This is a genomic window from Streptomyces poriticola (genome assembly GCF_036689765.1).
Lineage (GTDB): Bacteria > Actinomycetota > Actinomycetes > Streptomycetales > Streptomycetaceae > Streptomyces > Streptomyces poriticola.
Genome location: NZ_JBAGKH010000020.1, coordinates 79,230 through 96,104 on the forward strand (window position 1 = coordinate 79,230; position 16,875 = coordinate 96,104).

The 16,875-nt window shown below is 73.3% G+C and carries 13 protein-coding genes and 1 pseudogene; 2 read left to right on the forward strand and 12 right to left on the reverse strand.

From position 1 onward, the window contains the following. Positions 1-47 precede the first annotated feature (47 nt). Complete coding sequence (locus V5O46_RS22425; RefSeq protein WP_332886457.1) at positions 48-836, reverse strand: carbon-nitrogen hydrolase family protein; 789 nt, start codon at positions 834-836, stop codon at positions 48-50. Between the two features lie 307 nt (positions 837-1,143). On the opposite strand from V5O46_RS22425, the pseudogene V5O46_RS31990 reads away from it, so the two are divergent. Further along, positions 1,144-1,682 (forward strand): annotated as a pseudogene (locus V5O46_RS31990) (Repetin); the annotation flags it as partial. Here the strand turns inward: V5O46_RS31990 and V5O46_RS22430 are convergent. The 10 genes from V5O46_RS22430 to rpe all read right to left on the reverse strand — a co-directional run bounded on the left by V5O46_RS22430 (position 1,633) and on the right by rpe (position 12,883). Then, complete coding sequence (locus tag V5O46_RS22430; RefSeq protein WP_332886458.1) at positions 1,633-2,886, reverse strand: MFS transporter; 1,254 nt, start codon at positions 2,884-2,886, stop codon at positions 1,633-1,635. The pseudogene V5O46_RS31990 and the gene V5O46_RS22430 sit on opposite strands and share 50 nt — an antisense overlap. A gap of 184 nt (positions 2,887-3,070) precedes the next feature. After that, entirely contained in the window at positions 3,071-3,451 is a 381-nt protein-coding gene (locus V5O46_RS22435) for a DUF742 domain-containing protein (protein ID WP_332886459.1), read from the reverse strand. 7 nt (positions 3,452-3,458) lie between these two features. After that, complete coding sequence (locus tag V5O46_RS22440) at positions 3,459-3,884, reverse strand: roadblock/LC7 domain-containing protein (protein ID WP_332886460.1); 426 nt, start codon at positions 3,882-3,884, stop codon at positions 3,459-3,461. Then, positions 3,877-6,441, reverse strand: a complete 2,565-nt coding sequence (locus V5O46_RS22445) for a sensor histidine kinase (RefSeq protein WP_332886461.1) — start codon at positions 6,439-6,441, stop codon at positions 3,877-3,879. Before V5O46_RS22445 ends, V5O46_RS22440 begins: the two co-directional genes overlap by 8 nt. A 165-nt stretch (positions 6,442-6,606) precedes the next feature. After that, positions 6,607-7,050 (reverse strand): Lrp/AsnC family transcriptional regulator, encoded by a 444-nt coding sequence (locus tag V5O46_RS22450; RefSeq protein ID WP_332886462.1) that lies wholly within the window; start codon positions 7,048-7,050, stop codon positions 6,607-6,609. A 10-nt stretch (positions 7,051-7,060) separates the two neighbouring features. Then, positions 7,061-8,545 carry an amino acid permease gene (locus tag V5O46_RS22455; RefSeq protein WP_332886463.1) on the reverse strand — a complete coding sequence of 495 codons (1,485 nt, stop codon included), beginning with the start codon at positions 8,543-8,545 and terminating at the stop codon, positions 7,061-7,063. Between the two features lie 319 nt (positions 8,546-8,864). After that, a complete protein-coding gene (locus V5O46_RS22460; RefSeq protein ID WP_332886485.1) occupies positions 8,865-10,307 on the reverse strand; it encodes a GuaB1 family IMP dehydrogenase-related protein in 1,443 nt (480 codons plus the stop codon). Positions 10,308-10,517: 210 nt separating this feature from the next. Beyond that, positions 10,518-10,862 (reverse strand): barstar family protein, encoded by a 345-nt coding sequence (locus tag V5O46_RS22465; RefSeq protein ID WP_332886464.1) that lies wholly within the window; start codon positions 10,860-10,862, stop codon positions 10,518-10,520. Positions 10,863-11,058: 196 nt separating this feature from the next. After that, positions 11,059-12,102 carry a sugar-binding transcriptional regulator gene (locus V5O46_RS22470; protein WP_332886465.1) on the reverse strand — a complete coding sequence of 348 codons (1,044 nt, stop codon included), beginning with the start codon at positions 12,100-12,102 and terminating at the stop codon, positions 11,059-11,061. A gap of 94 nt (positions 12,103-12,196) precedes the next feature. Continuing rightward, positions 12,197-12,883, reverse strand: coding sequence for a ribulose-phosphate 3-epimerase (gene rpe, locus V5O46_RS22475; protein ID WP_332886466.1), 687 nt, complete (start codon positions 12,881-12,883; stop codon positions 12,197-12,199). A 109-nt stretch (positions 12,884-12,992) separates the two neighbouring features. On the opposite strand from rpe, the gene V5O46_RS22480 reads away from it, so the two are divergent. Then, positions 12,993-15,293: an MMPL family transporter gene (locus tag V5O46_RS22480; protein WP_332886467.1), complete on the forward strand. Its 2,301-nt coding sequence runs from the start codon at positions 12,993-12,995 to the stop codon at positions 15,291-15,293. A 134-nt stretch (positions 15,294-15,427) separates the two neighbouring features. On the opposite strand, the gene V5O46_RS22485 is transcribed toward V5O46_RS22480, so the two are convergent. Then, the gene (locus tag V5O46_RS22485; RefSeq protein WP_332886468.1) at positions 15,428-16,855 is read right to left on the reverse strand and encodes an RsmB/NOP family class I SAM-dependent RNA methyltransferase; all 1,428 of its coding nucleotides are present in this window, start codon (positions 16,853-16,855) and stop codon (positions 15,428-15,430) included. Positions 16,856-16,875 lie beyond the last annotated feature (20 nt).

The following is a 16,875-nucleotide window of genomic DNA, read 5'->3' on the forward strand; positions in this document are numbered from 1 at the left end:
GGTACGGACTCCTTGCGCGAACTACGGGGGAAAGCCGGGGGTGCGGGTCAGACCAGGGACCCGTACAGGACGGGGCGGCGGTCGGTGAGATAGGGGTTCGCCTCGCGGGACGCGGCGAGGAAGACGGGGTCGGCGTCGGCGAGGACCAGTTCCTCGGTGCGGCCGGCCCGGGTGCGGGCCACACCGTCGGGTCCGGCGAGCGTGGACAGGCCGACGAACTCGAACTCGCCCTCCGGGCCGACCCGGTTGACGTACGCCACGTACATCTGGTTCTCGAAGGCCCGCACGGGCACCATGTGCTCGGCGACGAACTGGAAGGGGTGCAGCTGCGCGGTCGGCACCAGCAGCAGGTCCGTGCCGGCCAGCGCGTGGGCCCGCACGTTCTCCGGGAACTCCACGTCGTAGCAGATCATCAGGCCGACGGTGAGGCCGTTCAGCTCGGCCTGGACGACCGGACGGTCGCCGGGCGTGAAGTGGTCGCGCTCGAAGCAGCCGAACAGGTGGGTCTTGCGGTATCCGGCGAGCCGGGTGCCGTCGGCGGAGATCAGCTGTACGGCGTTGAAGACGTCCGTGCCGTCCCGCTCGGGGTAGCCGTAGGCGATCGCCAGCCCGTGCCGGGTGGCGGTCTCCGCGATCGCGTCGGCCGAGTCGCCGTCGGCGGGCTCGGCCAGTCGGCCGATGCCGTCGCCGATCGCGTACCCGGTCAGGAACATCTCCGAGGTCACCAGCAGCCCGGCGCCCGCGGCGGCGGCACGGCCCGCGGCCTCGTCGAGGACCTTGAGGTTCTCGGCGGGCGATCCGGGACGGCCGGAGCTCTGGAGCAGGGCGGTGCGCATGCGTGTTCCTCACCGGTCGGGCGGGGGGTCTGGGGGCCAGATAGACGGTACGGGCGACGGTCCGGGCCGGACAAGGAGAAGCCGTTGCGCGCCGGTGAGCTGTTCGTTGCGTGTCCGCGGCTGCGGCCGGTGATTCGTTGCGCGCCCCGGGTCGCACCTCCCGTCGTCCCCGGGTCGCAGGCCGCGCCTCCGCCGCCCCGCCGGGCGGCGGAGGCGGGTCCGCTCCGGGGCGACGCGGCCGGGGGTGCGGCACCGGAGCAGTGGTCACCGTCCAGCCCCGTTCCCACCGTGGAGGGCCTCGCCTCCTGTGAACCGACGTACCAGGACCGCCGTACCGGGTGCCGCCCTGCTGCTCACCACCGCGACCGCGGGCTCGGCCGCGACCGCGGGCGAGGGCGGACAGCACCGGCGGGAGGCCGCCGCACCGACCGGCACCGCCGAGCTGTACCGGTCGTCCCGGGACGAGATCACCTCTCCTTCGACGCCCACCTGGCCGCCGAGCACACCGGCGACCCGTTGCAGGCCGCCGGGACCTTCGAGTTCAGCCATTGCCTCGGCGGCGAGGGCGCCCGGGCCGAGGCGAGTGTCGACTGCCTCCTCACCGGCGGCAAGGTGGCCGTCGTCTCCGGTGTCATCACGCACTCCGATCTGCCGGAGCCGAGGGCAGGCGGGTCGGCGTCACGGTGCACGACCTGGGCCGGCACGACCGGCTGGGGCTACAGCGGGGCCGGCACCGGCGGCCCCGCCGAGACCGAGGGCATGCCCAGGTGTGTGAGGTCGGCCCCCTTCGAGAAGGTCAGGACGGGCACCGGCGACTTCGGGGTCGTGCCCTGCCGGCCACGGCTGCAGCCCTGCGGACCACGGTCACCAGCAGCAGCGCCGTCAGCAGGTACGGCACCGCGAACCAGGCGAACGCCGTGCCGTGCCCGGTCACCGTCGCCGTCGCCGCGTAGGCGCCGAAGACGGTGAGCGTGGCCAGCTCCGTGCCCAGGCCCGCGACCGAGGTCAGGGTGGCCCGGCCGGTGTCCTCGATACGGTGCTGGAGGCGGGCGTCGGCGAGCACCGTGGCCAGCTGGAAGCCGCCGAAGGCCAGAGCCACCAGCAGCAGTGCGACCGGGGTGCCCGCCGCCGCACCCACCGCGAGGGCGAGCGCGGAGACGGTGAGCAGCGCGGCGAACCCGGCCCTGGTCAGCCGCTCCGCGACGCCGGCCAGTAGGGCCCCGGCCGTGGCACCGGCCCAGATCACCAGCAGCAGCCAGGGCACCGTCTGGTGGGCCACTCCGGTGTCGCGCACCAGCAGCGGCGTGTACTCGTCCAGCGCGCCCCACACCGCGGAGACCGCGGGCACCAGCAGCAGCGCACCGCGCACCGACCGGTCGGCGCGGGCCTCGGCGAGCCCGGCACGCAGGGTGGCGGTCCAGCCGGCCGTGTCCTCGGCCGGCGGCCTGCGGTGCTCCGGGAAGCGGGTCGCCACGGCGGCGCCGAGCAGGCAGACGAGCACGCTCGCCGCGCCGACGGCCCCGTAACCGCCCCAGGTGAAGACCGGTCCGGCCAGGCCCATCGCGGTCATCGTGGCCACCAGTCCGATCGACCGGGCCCGGCCCATCACGCCGGCGTACCGGCGGGCCGCGCCGCGCCGGTCCAGTTCGTCGTAGACCAGCGCCTCGAGCGCCCCGGAGCCGAGCGCTCCGCCGGCGCCCCACAGCACGAAGCCCAGCGCGAAGGCGCCGTAGGACGGTGCGAGCACCCACAGGGCGAAGCCGACGGCGGTCAGCAGCGGGCCGAGCACCAGCAGCAGCCGGCGCGAGACGGCGTCGGCCCAGGCACCGGAGGGCACCTCCAGCACCACGCCGGTGAGTGACCACAGGGCGAACAGGGTGGTGATCTGCCAGACGGACAGGCCGGTGTCGCTGAACAGCAGCGCGTACACCGGGTAGAGCAGAACGAACTCGTCGCAGAACGCGTAGGCGTACAGCGTGCGCGTCAGCCGCCGGACGCCGGAGGCGGGGACTGAGGCGGGGACGGAGGCACGTTCGGGTGAGAGAGTCATGAGGCCTTCCCGAGGGGGCGGTACGGACACCGGATGCGCGGTGTCCGAGGCGGTCCTCGGGAGGCACGGCTGGTGGATCAATGTCGCCAGGTCATGACACCGATGGTACGACCTGCCGCACCCCGGGCGCCGCGATTTTCCCGCAGGACGCGGAGGCGCGGGGCAGTGGGCGGGCCCGCCGGCCTCACAGCTCGCGCAGGCGCTGCACGATCTCGCGCAGGAGTTCCGGATCGGTCTGCGGCCCGCCCTCCGGAGCGGCGCGCGGCGCGTCGATGCGGACCAGGCCGGCCTCCGCGAGGTCGCCGAGCAGCACCCGGACCACGGTGAGCGGCAGATCGGCGTCCGCGGCGAGTTCCACCACCGGCCGGGGGCCGCGGCCCACGAGGGCGAACAGCGAGGCGCGGGCATGGTCGAGTCCGGGCCGTCCCTCGCCCGGGTCCAGGGCGGTGACCTGCGCCATCATGTCGAAGGTGTGCTGGGGAGCGGGCCGGGTACGGCCCCGTGTCACGGTGTACGGGCGGACCAGCGACCCGGTTTCGTCCTCGTACCAGTGGTCCTCGCTCACCGCCGGATCAGGTGCCCGCCTGGTCGGCGGCCGACCGTGCGTCGGTGCTCAGGTGGCGGCCGACCTTGCGTACGAGCAGTTCCATCTCGTGGGCGAGCTGGCCGACGTCGGTACCGGCCTCGCTGAGGACGGCGAGTCGGCTGCCGGCGCCCGCAGGGGTGATGAAGAGGTAGGCGTCGTCGAGCATCACCATCGTCTGCCGGACCTGCCCGGCGCCGAACCGCTCGCCCGCGGAGCGGGCCAGGCCGTGGAAGCCGGAGCAGACGGCGGCGAGGTGCTCGATGTCCCTTGTGGGCATGCCCTGCGAGGCACTGAGCGCGAGTCCGTCCGCCGTGAGCAGTACGGCCTGCCGCACCTGTCCGGTTCTGGCCACGAGATCGTCCAGCAGCCAGCCGAGGTCCTTGCCGGGCTGATCGGGGTTCGGTTCAGACATGGTCGGGGTCGGTCCCTTCCTGGCCGTCGGTTCGCTCTACGGGGGCCGCGCCGTCCGTCGGGTCCGGACCCCGGACGGGCAGGCCCCTGCGGCCCCGGTCGAGGCCGCGCTGGAATGCCCCGAAGACCGCCCGCATCTCCTCGGCACCGACCTCGCGCCGTTCGGGCTCCCCGCCGGTGTGCGACGGGTCGTCGCGCAGTCCGGCGGCGAGGGAGGCCTGCCGGACCCGGGTCGGGAGGGCGGGCGCGGACCGCACCGGTTCGACGCGCGAGCCCCCGGGGGCCTCGGCGACCTCGGAGGACTCGGAAGCCACCCGGACCTCGCGGGTTTCTCGGGCATCGCGGGTCTCTCGGGCCTCGCGCGCCTCTCGGGCCTCCTGGAACGCTTTGGCCTCCGGGTCCTCGGGGTGTTCGCGAGCCTCGGGGGCTTCGGATGTCTCGGGGGTCTCCGCCGTCTCTCCGCGCGGCCGTACCACCGTGAGCACCGCCGTGCCGGTGTCGCTGCCGACGGGCCGCGGTGCCGGCGCACCGCTCCCCGTGGCCTCGGCTCCGGGCGCAGCGGATCCCGGTGCCCCGGACTCCAGCGCCGCGGATTCCGGCGGCTCGGGGTCCACCTGTGCCAGCAGCGCCGGCGGCAGCAGCACCACCGCCGTGGTGCCGCCGTAGGGCGAGCGGCACAGGGTGACCTCGATGCCGTGCCGCGCCGCCAGCCGTCCGACCACGTAGAGGCCGAGCCGGTCGTGGGTGGCCGGGTCGAAGTCCTCGGCCCGGCGGATCGTGCGGTGGGCGTCCTCGATCTCGTCGGCGTCCAGGCCGAGGCCCCGGTCGTCGATCTCCAGGACGAAGCCGCCGCGAGCCCGTCCGGTGCGCATCGTGACGCGGGTGTGCGGCGGCGAGAAGACGGCGGCGTTCTCGACCAGTTCCGCGATGAGGTGCACGACGTCGGCGACGGCGTCGGAGGCGATGCCCACCCGCTCCATCGGCGGCACCTCGACCCGTGCGTAGTCCTCGATCTCGCCCACGGCGGAGGACACGACGTCGGCGATCGGGACCGGGCGGCGCCAGCGGCGGCCCGGGACCGAGCCGGAGAGGATGATCAGACTCTCCGCGTGGCGGCGCATCCGGGTGGTGAGGTGGTCGATCCGGAACAGCTCCTGGAGGATGTCCGGGTCGTCGGTGCGCCGCTCCAGCGTGTCGACGAGCTTCAGCTGCCGGTGCACCAGGGCCTGGTTGCGGCGGGCGATGTTGAGCAGCACGGCGAACAGTCCGCGGCGCAGTGTGGCCTGCTTGACGGCGGCCTCGACCGCCGCGAGCCGGGCGGCGTTGAAGGACCGGCCCACCTGGCCGATCTCGTCGGCGTCCGCCGTGCGCCCTGCCGCACCGGCCCGGTCGCCGCCGTCCGCCCGGCCGTGGGCCAGCGGCGGCGCCTCGGCGAGGGCGTCGATGTCCTCGCCGGTGCTCAGCCGCGCCATCACATCGGGCAGTTGGCGGGTGGCGAGTACGTCCGCGGCGTCCCGCAGCGACTCCAGGCGGCGCGAGATCCGGCGGGCCCCGCGCACCGCGAACCACACCGACAGCCCGACCGCGGCCAGCCCGACCACACCGACGACGGTGGCCTTGGCCAGCTCCCGGTAGGCGAAGGAGCGTCCGCGGTCGGCGGAGTTGAGGGCCGACCGTGTGGCCATCTCCATGTAGCGCACGACGGCCCGGTCGGTGGTGGTGCGCCAGGAGTCGGCGGCAACGGCCCTGCCCGCGCCCTCCGCTCCGGCCCGCAGCAGAGCGTCCTCACCGCGGGTCAGGTCCCGGTACACGTCACCGCGCCGGAACTCCTCGTACAGCGACCGCGAATCGGCCGGCAGGTCGGGCACATAGGTCTCCTCGAACACACGCCGGTTGCCGATGGTCGCGGTGAGGGTGTCGTACTGGCGGTCGGTGAGGGTGCCGGCGGCCCGCGCTCCGGCGACGAGGGCGTCCTCGCGTGAGACGAACTCCCGTACCCGCACCAGTTCGACGACGACCTGGGCCTCCCGGGCCAGCTGCCCGGCTTGGAGCGCGGTGAGGGCGGACTGGACGTCGAAGCCGGGCTCGACCAGGGCGCTGTACTCGGTCACGGCCCGGTCCCAGGAGAGCTGCCGGGTCAGCACGCGGTGGCGCAAGTCCTCCAGCCGGTCCGCGGTGGCGACGAGACCGTCGAGGATCTCGCGCTGGTGGTCGGTGAGCCGGTCGCGGTCGCCGTCCTGGATCGCCTCACGCATGGCGACGACGACCTTGTCGGTGCGCCGCTGCTGGTCGATCAGGTCCAGTGCGGCCTCGGTGCGGTGGTCGGCGCCGAGGTAGGCGGCGGAGAGCCGGCGCTCGATCTGGATCTGGCCGATGGCGGTGTCGACGGGGGTGCCGAAGTCCTCGTACACCCCCTGGAGCCGCAGCAGGGCGCGCAGTTCGCCGGTGACGGACACCATGGCGAAACTCCACAGCAGCATCAGCGCGATCACCGGGGCGACCGCGAGGGCAACGATCCGTGACCGGACCGTGGTGGGTCGGCCGGTGGGCCAGCGCATGGTCTCCCCAGGGCGGCGGAACGTACGGGCAGGCACGTGACATGGGTCACCCCGCGGCAACTTGGCTGACAATGGGTGTTACCGACGGGTAGAGCGCCGCACAACTTACGGGAGGGCCCATCCGCCCGCAATGGTTACCTGAAGTAAGGCCCACCGGGGCCGGCGTCAGGCCGAGGTGAACCGCCGCAGCAGCGGCGAGAGCACCAGCACGGACCTGGTCCGCTCCACGAACGGCTCCCCGGCGATCCGCTCCAGGACCCGCTCGAAGTGCCGCATGTCGGAGGCGAACACCTGGGCGACCGCGTCCGCGTCCCCCGTGACGGTGGACGCGGCCACGACCTCCTGGTAGCGCTCCAGGCCCCGCTGGATGGTCTCCGGCGAGGTGTTGCGGCGGCAGAAGATCTCGACGAACCCCTCGGTCTCCCAGCCGAGGGCCGCCGGGTCGACCCGGACGGTGAACCCGGTGATGGCTCCGGTGGCGCGCAACCGGTCCACGCGCCGCTTCACGGCGGGCGCGGAGAGGCCGACCAGCTGCCCGATGTCCGCGTAGGAGCGGCGGGCGTCCTCGGCGAGGGCGTGCACGATGCGTTCGTCGAGATCGTTCAGCACTGCGGGTGGTTCACTTCGCTTCTGACGGGACGGTGTCGGGAGCGGCCAGCCGGGAACGGCGGTGGCCGTATCCGAAGTAGACCACGAGCCCGACGGTCATCCAGACACCGAAGACCACCCAGGTGACGCTCGACAGGCTGCCCATCATCCACACGCAGAAGGCGAAGCCCAGCGCGGGCAGCAGCGGGGACAGCGGCACCCGGAAGGTCCGGGGCATCTCCGGGCGGGTCCGGCGAAGCACCACGACGGCCACGTTGACCAGGGCGAACGCGAAGAGGGTGCCGATGCTGGTGGCGTCGGCCAGCTGGCCCAGCGGAACGGCGGCGGCCAGCACACCGCAGAACAGGGAGACGATCAGGGTGTTGGCGCGCGGCGTGCCGGTCCGGGGGTTCACCCGGGAGAACACCTTGGGCACCAGCCCGTCCCGGGACATGGCGAACAGCACCCGGGTCTGGCCGTAGAGGACGGTCAGCACGACGCTGGCGATGGCGATGACGGCGCAGAAGGCCAGCAGGGTGCCCCAGAAGCTCTGACCGGTGACGTCGCTCATGATCTGGGCCAGGGAGGCCTCGGAGTCGGTGAAGGTGCGCCACGGCCGGGCGCCGACCGCCACGGCCGCGACCAGGACGTACAGCACGGTCACGACGGCCAGCGACAGCATGATGGCGCGCGGCAGGTCGCGCTGGGCGTTCTTCGCCTCCTCACCGGCGGTGGAGGCGGCGTCGAAGCCGATGTACGAGAAGAAGAGCGTCGCGCCGGCCGCGCTGACGCCGGCCATGCCCAGCGGCATGAAGTCCTCGTAGTTGCCGGAGCGGAACCCCTGGACGCCGATGGCGCAGAACAGCACCAGCGCGCCGATCTTCACGATCACCATGACGGTGTTGGCGCGGGCGGACTCGCGGGCGCCGCCCAGCAGGAAGGCCATGGCGAGCAGGACGACGATCAGCGCGGGCAGGTTGAACACGCCGCCGTCGCCGGGCGGGGCGGACAGCGCGGCCGGGATGGTGACGCCGACGGTGCCGTCGAGGAGCTCGTTGAGGTACTCGCCCCAGCCGACGGCGACGGCGGCGACCGACACGCCGTACTCCAGCACCAGGCACCAGCCGCACACCCAGGCGACGAGTTCGCCCATCGTTGCGTACGCGTACGAGTAGGAGGATCCGGAGACCGGGATGGTGCCGGCCAGTTCGGCGTAGGACAGGGCGGAGAACAGCGCCGTCAGACCCGCGATGACGAAGGAGAGGGTGACCGCCGGGCCGGCCTTGGGGACCGCCTCGCCGAGGACGACGAAGATGCCGGTGCCCAGGGTGGCACCGATGCTGATCATCGTCAGCTGCCAGAGGCCGAGGGAGCGGCGCAGAGAGCCGCCCTCGCCCTGGCCGCCCTCCGCGACCAGGCGTTCCACGGGCTTGCGGCGCATCAGGCGGGCCGCAGGGCCCTGGGACGGTGGGGCGGTCGTTGCGTCCGCCTTCGGGGGTGCGCCTTGGTCGAGCACGCGTGGGCTCCTTCGTCGCTGCCGGTCTCGGGCGTCGGGAACCGGCGGAGCCCGCGCAAGCGGGGACCCACCGAGCGGGGTTCCCGCCGCGCCACGTACAGCGCAGAACTCTAGGAGCAGAGAGGTTGCCGTCGTAATGCAGCAACCTTGCACATCACCGCAAGATCATTGCGTTGCCGGGCGCCGGACACAGCTTCGTTGCGCGAGGCCGCCGTACCGCTGCAGGAAACCTGCTCCGGCCATGCCGCGGCCCCCGCCTCCCGGCGACGGGAGGCGGGGGCCACGCGGGGCGGGCGGGCCGGCAGCCCGTCCGGACGGATCAGCTCCAGCTGGAGTGCAGGGGCTTGCCCTCGGCGTAGCCGGCGGCGCTCTGGATACCGATCACGGCCTTCTCGGCGAACTCCTCCAGGGAACGGGCGCCGGCGTAGGTGCACGAGGAGCGGACGCCCGCGATGATCGAGTCGATCAGGTCCTCGACGCCGGGGCGGTCCGGGTCGAGGAACATCCGGGAGGTGGAGATGCCCTCCTCGAACAGCGCCTTGCGGGCCCGGTCGTACGCCGACTCCTCCGAGGTGCGGTTGAGCACCGCGCGCGCGGAGGCCATGCCGAACGACTCCTTGTAGGGGCGGCCGTTGGCGTCGTGCTGGAGGTCGCCCGGGGACTCGTAGGTGCCGGCGAACCAGGAGCCGACCATCACGTTGGAGGCACCGGCCGCGAGCGCCATGGCCACGTCGCGCGGGTGGCGGACGCCGCCGTCGGCCCACACGTGCTTGCCGTACTTCCTCGCCTCGGCGGCGCACTCCAGCACCGCGGAGAACTGAGGCCGGCCGACGCCGGTCATCATGCGCGTGGTGCACATGGCGCCGGGGCCGACACCGACCTTGACGATGTCGGCGCCCGCCTCGATCAGGTCGCGCACGCCCGCGGCCGCCACCACGTTGCCCGCGACGACCGGCACCTGCGGGTCGAGGGCGCGCACCAGCTTCAGGGCGCTGATCATCGACTCCTGGTGGCCGTGCGCGGTGTCGATGACGAGAGCGTCCACACCGGCGTCCAGCAGCTGCTTGGCCTTGCCCGAGACATCGCCGTTGACCCCGACGGCGGCGGCGATGCGCAGCCGCCCCCGGTCGTCGGTGGCCGGGGTGTACAGGGTCGCGCGCAGGGCGCCCTTGCGGGTGAGGATGCCGGCCAGCTTGCCGTCCTCGTCGACTGCGGGGGCGTAGCGGCGGTTGGCGCCGTCGAGGGTGTTGAACGCCTCGCGCGGGTCCAGGTCGGCGTCGATGAGCAGCAGATCCTTGGACATCACCACTTCGAGCTGGGTGAAGCGGTCCACCCCGCTGAGGTCGGTGTCGGTGACCACGCCGATGGGCCGGTGCTGCTCGTCCACCACGACGCCGGCGTTGTGGGAGCGCTTGGGCAGCAGGGCCAGCGCGTCGGCGACCGTCTGGTGCGGGGCGAGCACGATCGGGGTGTCGAGGACGTGGTGGCGGCCCTTGACCCAGGAGACGACCTCGGTGACGACCTCGATCGGGATGTCCTGCGGGATGACCACGAGGCCGCCGCGACGGGCCACCGTCTCGGCCATGCGGCGCCCGGCGATGGCGGTCATGTTGGCCACGACGAGCGGGATGGTGGTGCCCGTGCCGTCCGGGGAGCTGAGGTCCACGCCCTGCCGCGAGCCGACGGCGGAGCGGCTCGGCACCATGAAGACGTCGTCGTACGTCAGGTCGTACGAGGGCTGGATGTCGTTGAGGAAACGCACGTGCTGCACATCCCAGTCGATCAGAGGTGGCCCCCGGACAGGTCAGCCAGGGGGAAAGAGCACGTACTTCATTCTCCCATGACCTCCGGCCCACCATGCCCAGGCAGAACATCCAGGCTGGTCAGGCCCGGCTTTGGCGGATCATCCAGGGCATCGGGTACGGATCAGCCGGGGCCGGGCCAAAGATCAACCGTGGGCCGGAGGTGCGGATCATCCCGGGCCGAGGGTGACGAACAGGCCGGGACCGCGGTCGGTCGCCTCGGCGAAGACCTCCTCGGCGACCTGCCACTCGCCGGGCCGCTCCTGGGCGTACGGCCGCCAGCCGCGCACCAGGAGCAGCAGTCCGCGCTCCTCGGATCCCTCGGGCCACCACAGGTCGGGGTCGGCGAGGGCGTCGGCGAGCGCGTCCCAGGTGCGGCCGAACCCGTCGGGCAGCCGCAGCGCGCAGGCACAGCGGTCCATCAGGCCCGCCCGGTCGGTGACCCCGCCCAGGTCCAGGGTGACCATGATCCGCCCGGCCGGATCGGCCGGCCCGGCCGGGTCGTCCGTCGTCATCCGTGAGCACCGTCCTGAAGGGTTCGTCGTGGTCGTGGGGGCGTACGCCCCGTTGTGCGGTACGGCGTTCCGCGCACGGCACGGCCCGCCGCGCGGTCGGTGAGACCGTCCGCGTGGGCGGGGTTCCGGGCCGCCCGGAGCGGCGCCATCAGGTGCCGCCGGGAGCCGCCGGGGGTGTCGGGGGCCGCAGGTGCCGTCAGGTGCCGTCGGGGTCCGTGCGGTTCAGCGCCGGGCGCGGTGCGGGGCCGCCGGCCAGCAGGGCGTCCGCGGCGGAGGTGTCCGTCACCAGGCTGGTGACCAGCCCGGAGCGCAGCACCGCGTCGATGGCGGGCGCCTTGCGCTGCCCGCCCGCGATGGCGACGACCTCCGGGATCCGGCGGAGCTGGTCGGCCCTCACCGTGATGCACCGCTCCTGCAGATCCCGCCCGACCCGGCGCCCCTCGGAGTCGAAGAGGTGTGCGGACATCTCGGCGGCGACCCCGAGCGAGGCGTAGTGGGCGCGCTCCTCGTCGCTGAGCATGTCGTGCACCGTCGAGATGCCCGGCTCCCAGGAGCCGATGGACACACAGGCGACCGTGACCTTGTCGAAGTACTCGAAGGCCCGCGCGATCCCGGTCTGGTTGCGCAGCGCGGCCGCGGTGGCCACGTCCGGCAGCAGCATCGGCGCGTAGATGGGGTGGGCGTCGCCGCCCGACACCTGGGCCGCGCGGCGCACCGCCTCCACCGAGCCGCGCTCGGCGGTCCCGGCGTCGTACACACCGGTCAACTGCACCACCGTGCACGGCGGCAGCCGGTTCAGCGCCGCCGCCATGTGGATGGTGGACCGGCCCCAGGCCAGCCCCAGCACATCCCCCTCGTTGACCAGCTCGCCGAGCAGGTCGGCGGCCACCTCTCCCAGGTTCTCGGGGTCGGGCGTCTCCTCGGCGTCCGCCGGGGACTCCACGACGACCGCGTGCCGCAGGCCGTACCGGGCGCGCAGCGCGTCCGAGCGCTCGGCGTCCAGCTCGGCCGGCACCCGGATCTCGATGCGTACGAGGTCCCGTTCGAGGGCGGTCTCCAGAACCCGGGCCACCTTGAAGCGGCTGACGCCGAACTCCTCCGCGATCTGGATCTTGGACTTGCCCTCGAGGTAGAAGCGGCGGGCCATGGCCGCCGCCTGCACCAGCTCAGCGGGACCCATCCGCATGGCTGACCGGCCCGCCGACATACCCGACACGGCGTTCTCCTCACTGCTGTTCACATACTGGGCTGTTCACACTCTGGATTCGCCGTTCATCCTTGCAGATCCGGCGCCCGTGATCAGCCCTGACGGGAGCCGTTCACGTTCTCGTTCTTCAGTGGTCGCACGCCCAGGAGGCCTTGGCCGTCGTCGCCTCCGCCTGCGTGCGCAGTGCACGTACCGCCTCGGCCGGGTCCGCGGCGCCGTACACGGCCGAGCCCGCGACGAAGACGTCGGCGCCCGCGTCGGCACACTGCTCGATCGTGGCCGCGGAGACCCCGCCGTCCACCTGGAGCCACAGCTCCAGCCCGTGCTTGCTGATCAACTCGCGGGTCCGGCGAATCTTGGGAAGCATGATGTCGAGGAACGCCTGCCCACCGAAGCCCGGCTCAACCGTCATGATCAGCAGCATGTCGAGCTCGGGAAGCAGGTCTTCGTACGGCTCGATCGGCGTCGCCGGCCTGAGCGCCATGGAGGCACGTGCCCCCTTGGCCCGGATCTCGCGGGCGAGCCGCACCGGAGCGGCGGCCGCCTCGACATGAAAGGTGACGGAACCGGCCCCCGCCTCCACGTACTGCGGCGCCCATCGGTCGGGGGCCTCGATCATCAGATGGCAGTCCAGCGGGGTGTCCGTCGCGCGGGCCAGCGACTCCACGACCGGCACGCCGAGCGTGAGGTTCGGGACGAAATGGTTGTCCATCACATCGACGTGGAGCCAGTCGGCTCCCTCGACCGCCTGGGCCTCGTCCGCGAGGCGGGCGAAGTCGGCGGACAGGATGCTGGGGTTGATCTGCACGGCCATGCCCCAAGCCTGCCATGTCCCAGGGGGCCGGGCGGCATCGGTCCCGCGGGCGTGCACCGCCGCCGCGCTGCCGTGCCGGTGAGCCGGCCCCGCGGCGGGCGGGGCCGCGATGGGTAGCCGGGGCGTCGGACACCTGGTGTGCGGGCGCCGGTCCAAGTGGCTGGTGCTCGTGTTCTGGCTGGTGGTGCTGTTTCTGACGGCGCCGCTCGCGCAGAAGCTCACCGACGCGCAGGACAACGACGCGCAGTCCTGGCTGCCGGGCTCGGCGGAGTCCACCCAGGTGCTGGAGATCTCCGAGGAATTCCGGCCGGAGCAGATCCCGGCGATCGTCCTCTACGTCCGCGACAGCGGGCTGACGGCGGCGGACCGGGCCCGGATCGACGACGACGTGCGGCAGCTCAGGGAGCTGGACGAGCACGGCATCCGCGGCGCCGAGACCCGGGGCCCGGTCTACGACCGGCCGCAGGATCCGCGCGCGGCCCAGGTCTATGTGCCGATCACGATGGACGAGCAGGGCTGGGAGCGGATCTCTCCCGCGGTCGACTCGATCCGTGACGAGGTCGGCGGAAGCAGCGGCGGACTCTCCGTGTACATCACCGGCCCCGGCGGTACGTCGGCGGACTTCGCCGAGGTCTTCGAGGGCATCGACACCACCCTGCTCCTGGCGGCGATGAGCGTCGTGATCGTGATGCTGCTGCTCACCTACCGCAGCCCGACGCTGCTCCTGGTGCCGCTGCTGTCGGTGATCTGCGCGCTGTTCACGGCCCAGGCGCTGGTCTATCTGCTGGCCGAGCACGCCGGCCTGACGGTCAACGGGCAGAGCGCCGGCATTCTGCTCGTCCTGGTGTTCGGCGCGGGCACGGACTACGCCCTCCTCCTGGTCGCCCGCTACCGCGAGGAGCTGCGCCGGCACGAGGACCGGCACGAGGCGATGGCGATGGCGCTGCACCGGGCGGGCCCGGCGGTGCTCGCCTCGGGAGCGACGGTGGTGCTGAGCATGCTGGTGCTGCTGGTCGCCGAGATGAACTCGACCAGCGGACTCGGCCCGGTCGCCGCGACCGGTGTGGCGGTGGCACTGCTGGCGATGCTGACGCTGTTCCCGGCGCTGCTGGTGGTCTTCGGCCGGTGGATCTTCTGGCCGGTGATCCCGCGCTTCGGGGGTCCCGACCCGACCCGCCGCGGTATCTGGGCGCGCACCGGCCGCCGTATCGCCCGCCGCCCGCGGATGGTCTGGGGCGTGACGGCGGTGGTCCTGGCGGTGTGCTCCCTGGGGCTGCTCCAGCTCCGTGCGGAGGGCATCGACAACGCGGACGCGTTCACCGACCGGCCGGACTCGATCGTGGGACAGCAGGTTTCCGCTGAGTACTTCCCGGCCGGCAGCGGCGATCCGCTCGTGGTGGTCAGCAACGAGGAGCAGGCCGAGCAGGTGGCCCGCGCGGTCGCCGCCACGCCGGGGGTGGTACCGGACTCGCTGGGCGTGCCGCCCGGTGCGGAACCGGTCCACGACGGCATGGTGCTGCTCGAGGCGACGCTGCGCGCCCCCGCGGACAGTGAGGCCGCGAAGCAGACCGTGGAGCAGGTCCGGGACGCCGTGCACGCGGTACCGGACGCCGACGCCAAGGTGGGCGGCGGCACGGCGGCGCTGGTGGACATGGAGGAGGCCACGACCCGGGACAACGTCGTGATCATCCCGCTGGTGCTGGTGGTCGTCCTGCTGATCCTCTGCGTGCTGCTGCGCGCCCTGCTCGCGCCGCTGCTGCTGATCGGCACGGTGGTGCTGTCGTTCGCGGCGGCGCTCGGCATCAGCGCGCTCGCGTTCCGGTACGTCTTCGACTACGCGGGCGAGTCCACGGACTTCCCGCTGTTCGTGTTCGTCTTCCTGGTGGCCCTGGGCATCGACTACAACATCTTCCTCACCACCCGTATCCGCGAGGAGGCGGTGCGTCAGGGCACCAGACCGGGCGTGGTCACCGGGCTGGCCGCGACCGGCGCGGTCATCACCTCGGCGGGCCTGGTGCTGGCCGGCACCTTCGCCGCGCTCGGCACGCTGCCGCTGGTCGCCTTCGCGGAGATCGGCTTCGCGGTGGCGCTGGGCGTGCTGCTGGACACCTTCATCGTGCGGTCGGTCCTGGTGACGTCGCTGTTCCTGGACGTGGGCCCGAAGGTGTGGTGGCCACACCCGCTGTCGCGCGGGGACGGCCACGCGGGCGGCCCGCACGGTCCGGACGGCCCCGGCCGCACCGGCGGCCCCGGAAGTCCGGGCGACCCCGGAGATACGGGCGACCCCGGCCACACGGGCAGTCCCGGCAGTTCCGGTCAGGCAGGCAGTCCCGGCAGTCTCGGTCAGGCAGGCAGTCCCGGCAGTCTCGGTCACGCGGGCAGTCCCGGCAGACCCGGCGCCCGGGGGTAGTGCGGGCCGTTCCGGCGGACCGGGCGGTCCCGGTCGGCCGCGCGGAACGGACGGTCCGGACGGCGACGTGACCGGGCAGCGACGGCGGCGCGGATCACCGGCGTTTCGTCCGGGCGGCCGGGAACCCGCGGCGGTCAGCCCGTCCGGCGGACGAGCGCCAGGTACATCGCGTCCGTCCCGTGCAGATGCGGCCACAGCTGCACATCCGGCCCGTCGCCCAGCTGCGGCACCCCGGGCAGCAGCGGCCGCGCGTCGACGAGGTCGGTGTCCGGAAACTGTTTGAGCACGTCCGCGACGACGGCCCGGGTCTCCGCGAGGTGCGGCGAGCAGGTGGCGTAGCCGACCACGCCGCCGACGCGCACGGACTCCAGGGCGGTGCGCAGCAACGCGCGCTGGAGCGGCGCGAAGCCGTCCAGGTCCTCGGGTCGGCGCCGCCAGCGGGCCTCGGGTCGGCGCCGCAACGCGCCGAGCCCGGTGCAGGGCACGTCCACCAGGACGCGGTCGAAGCTGCCGGGCCGCCAGGCGGGGCGAGTCCCGTCGGCGGCGATCACCTGGTAAGGGCCCGGGTTGCCGGCCAGTGCCCTGGCCACCAGCCCGGCGCGGTGCGGCTGCTTCTCCGAGGCGACCAGGGCGGCGCCCCGCTCGGCGGCCAGCGCACCGAGCAGCGCGGCCTTGCCGCCGGGCCCGGCACAACCGTCCAGCCACAGCCGGTCGGGGCCGTCCAGCGGCGCATCGGCAAGCGCCCGCGCGACGAGCTGGCTGCCCTCGTCCTGCACCCCGGCCCGCCCCTCGCGCACGGCCGCGACCGCACCGGGCTCGCCGCCCTCGGTCAGCCGGACGGCGTACGGCGACCAGCGGCCCGGTAGGGCGGCCTCCTCGCCGAGCAGCTCGTCGGTCGTGGCCCGCCCGGGCCGGGCCACCAGGGTCACCTCGGGCCGCTCGTTGTCGGCGGCGAGCAGCTCCTCGATGCCGGCCCGGCCGCCGCCGAGGGAGTCCCACAGCGCGGAGACCACCCAGCGCGGGTGGGAGTGCACGACGGCGAGGTGGTCCTCGGGATCCTCGTCGTACGGCGGTGCGACACGCACCAGCCAGCCGTCGAGGTCGTCCTGGGCGACCTTGCGCAGCACGGCGTTGACGAACTTGGCCCGCCCGTCGCCGAGCACGACCCGGGCCAGCTCGACGGAGGCGGACACCGCGGCGTGCGTGGGGATCCGCGTTCCGAGCAGCTGGTGCACCCCGAGGCCGAGGACGTCGAGCACGGGCGGGTCGACCTCCCGCAGCGGCCGGTCGATGCAGGCCGCGACGATCGCGTCGTAGGTCCCCTGGCGGCGCAGCGTCCCGTACACCAGCTCGGTGGCGAGGGCGGCGTCCCGGGTGTCGAACCGCTCGGGACCCTCCTGCTCGCGCGCCTTGCGCAGCAGCGGCGGAAGCACCAGGTTGGCGTACGCGTCCCGCTCGTCCACCGCCCTGAGCGCCTCGAAGGCGAGAATACGGACGGGGTCCTTCCTGGGCCGGCGGTAGGGCTTGGCGGGCTTGCGGGGACGACGAGGCTGGTCGCTCACGAAAAGGTGCTCCGGGTGTG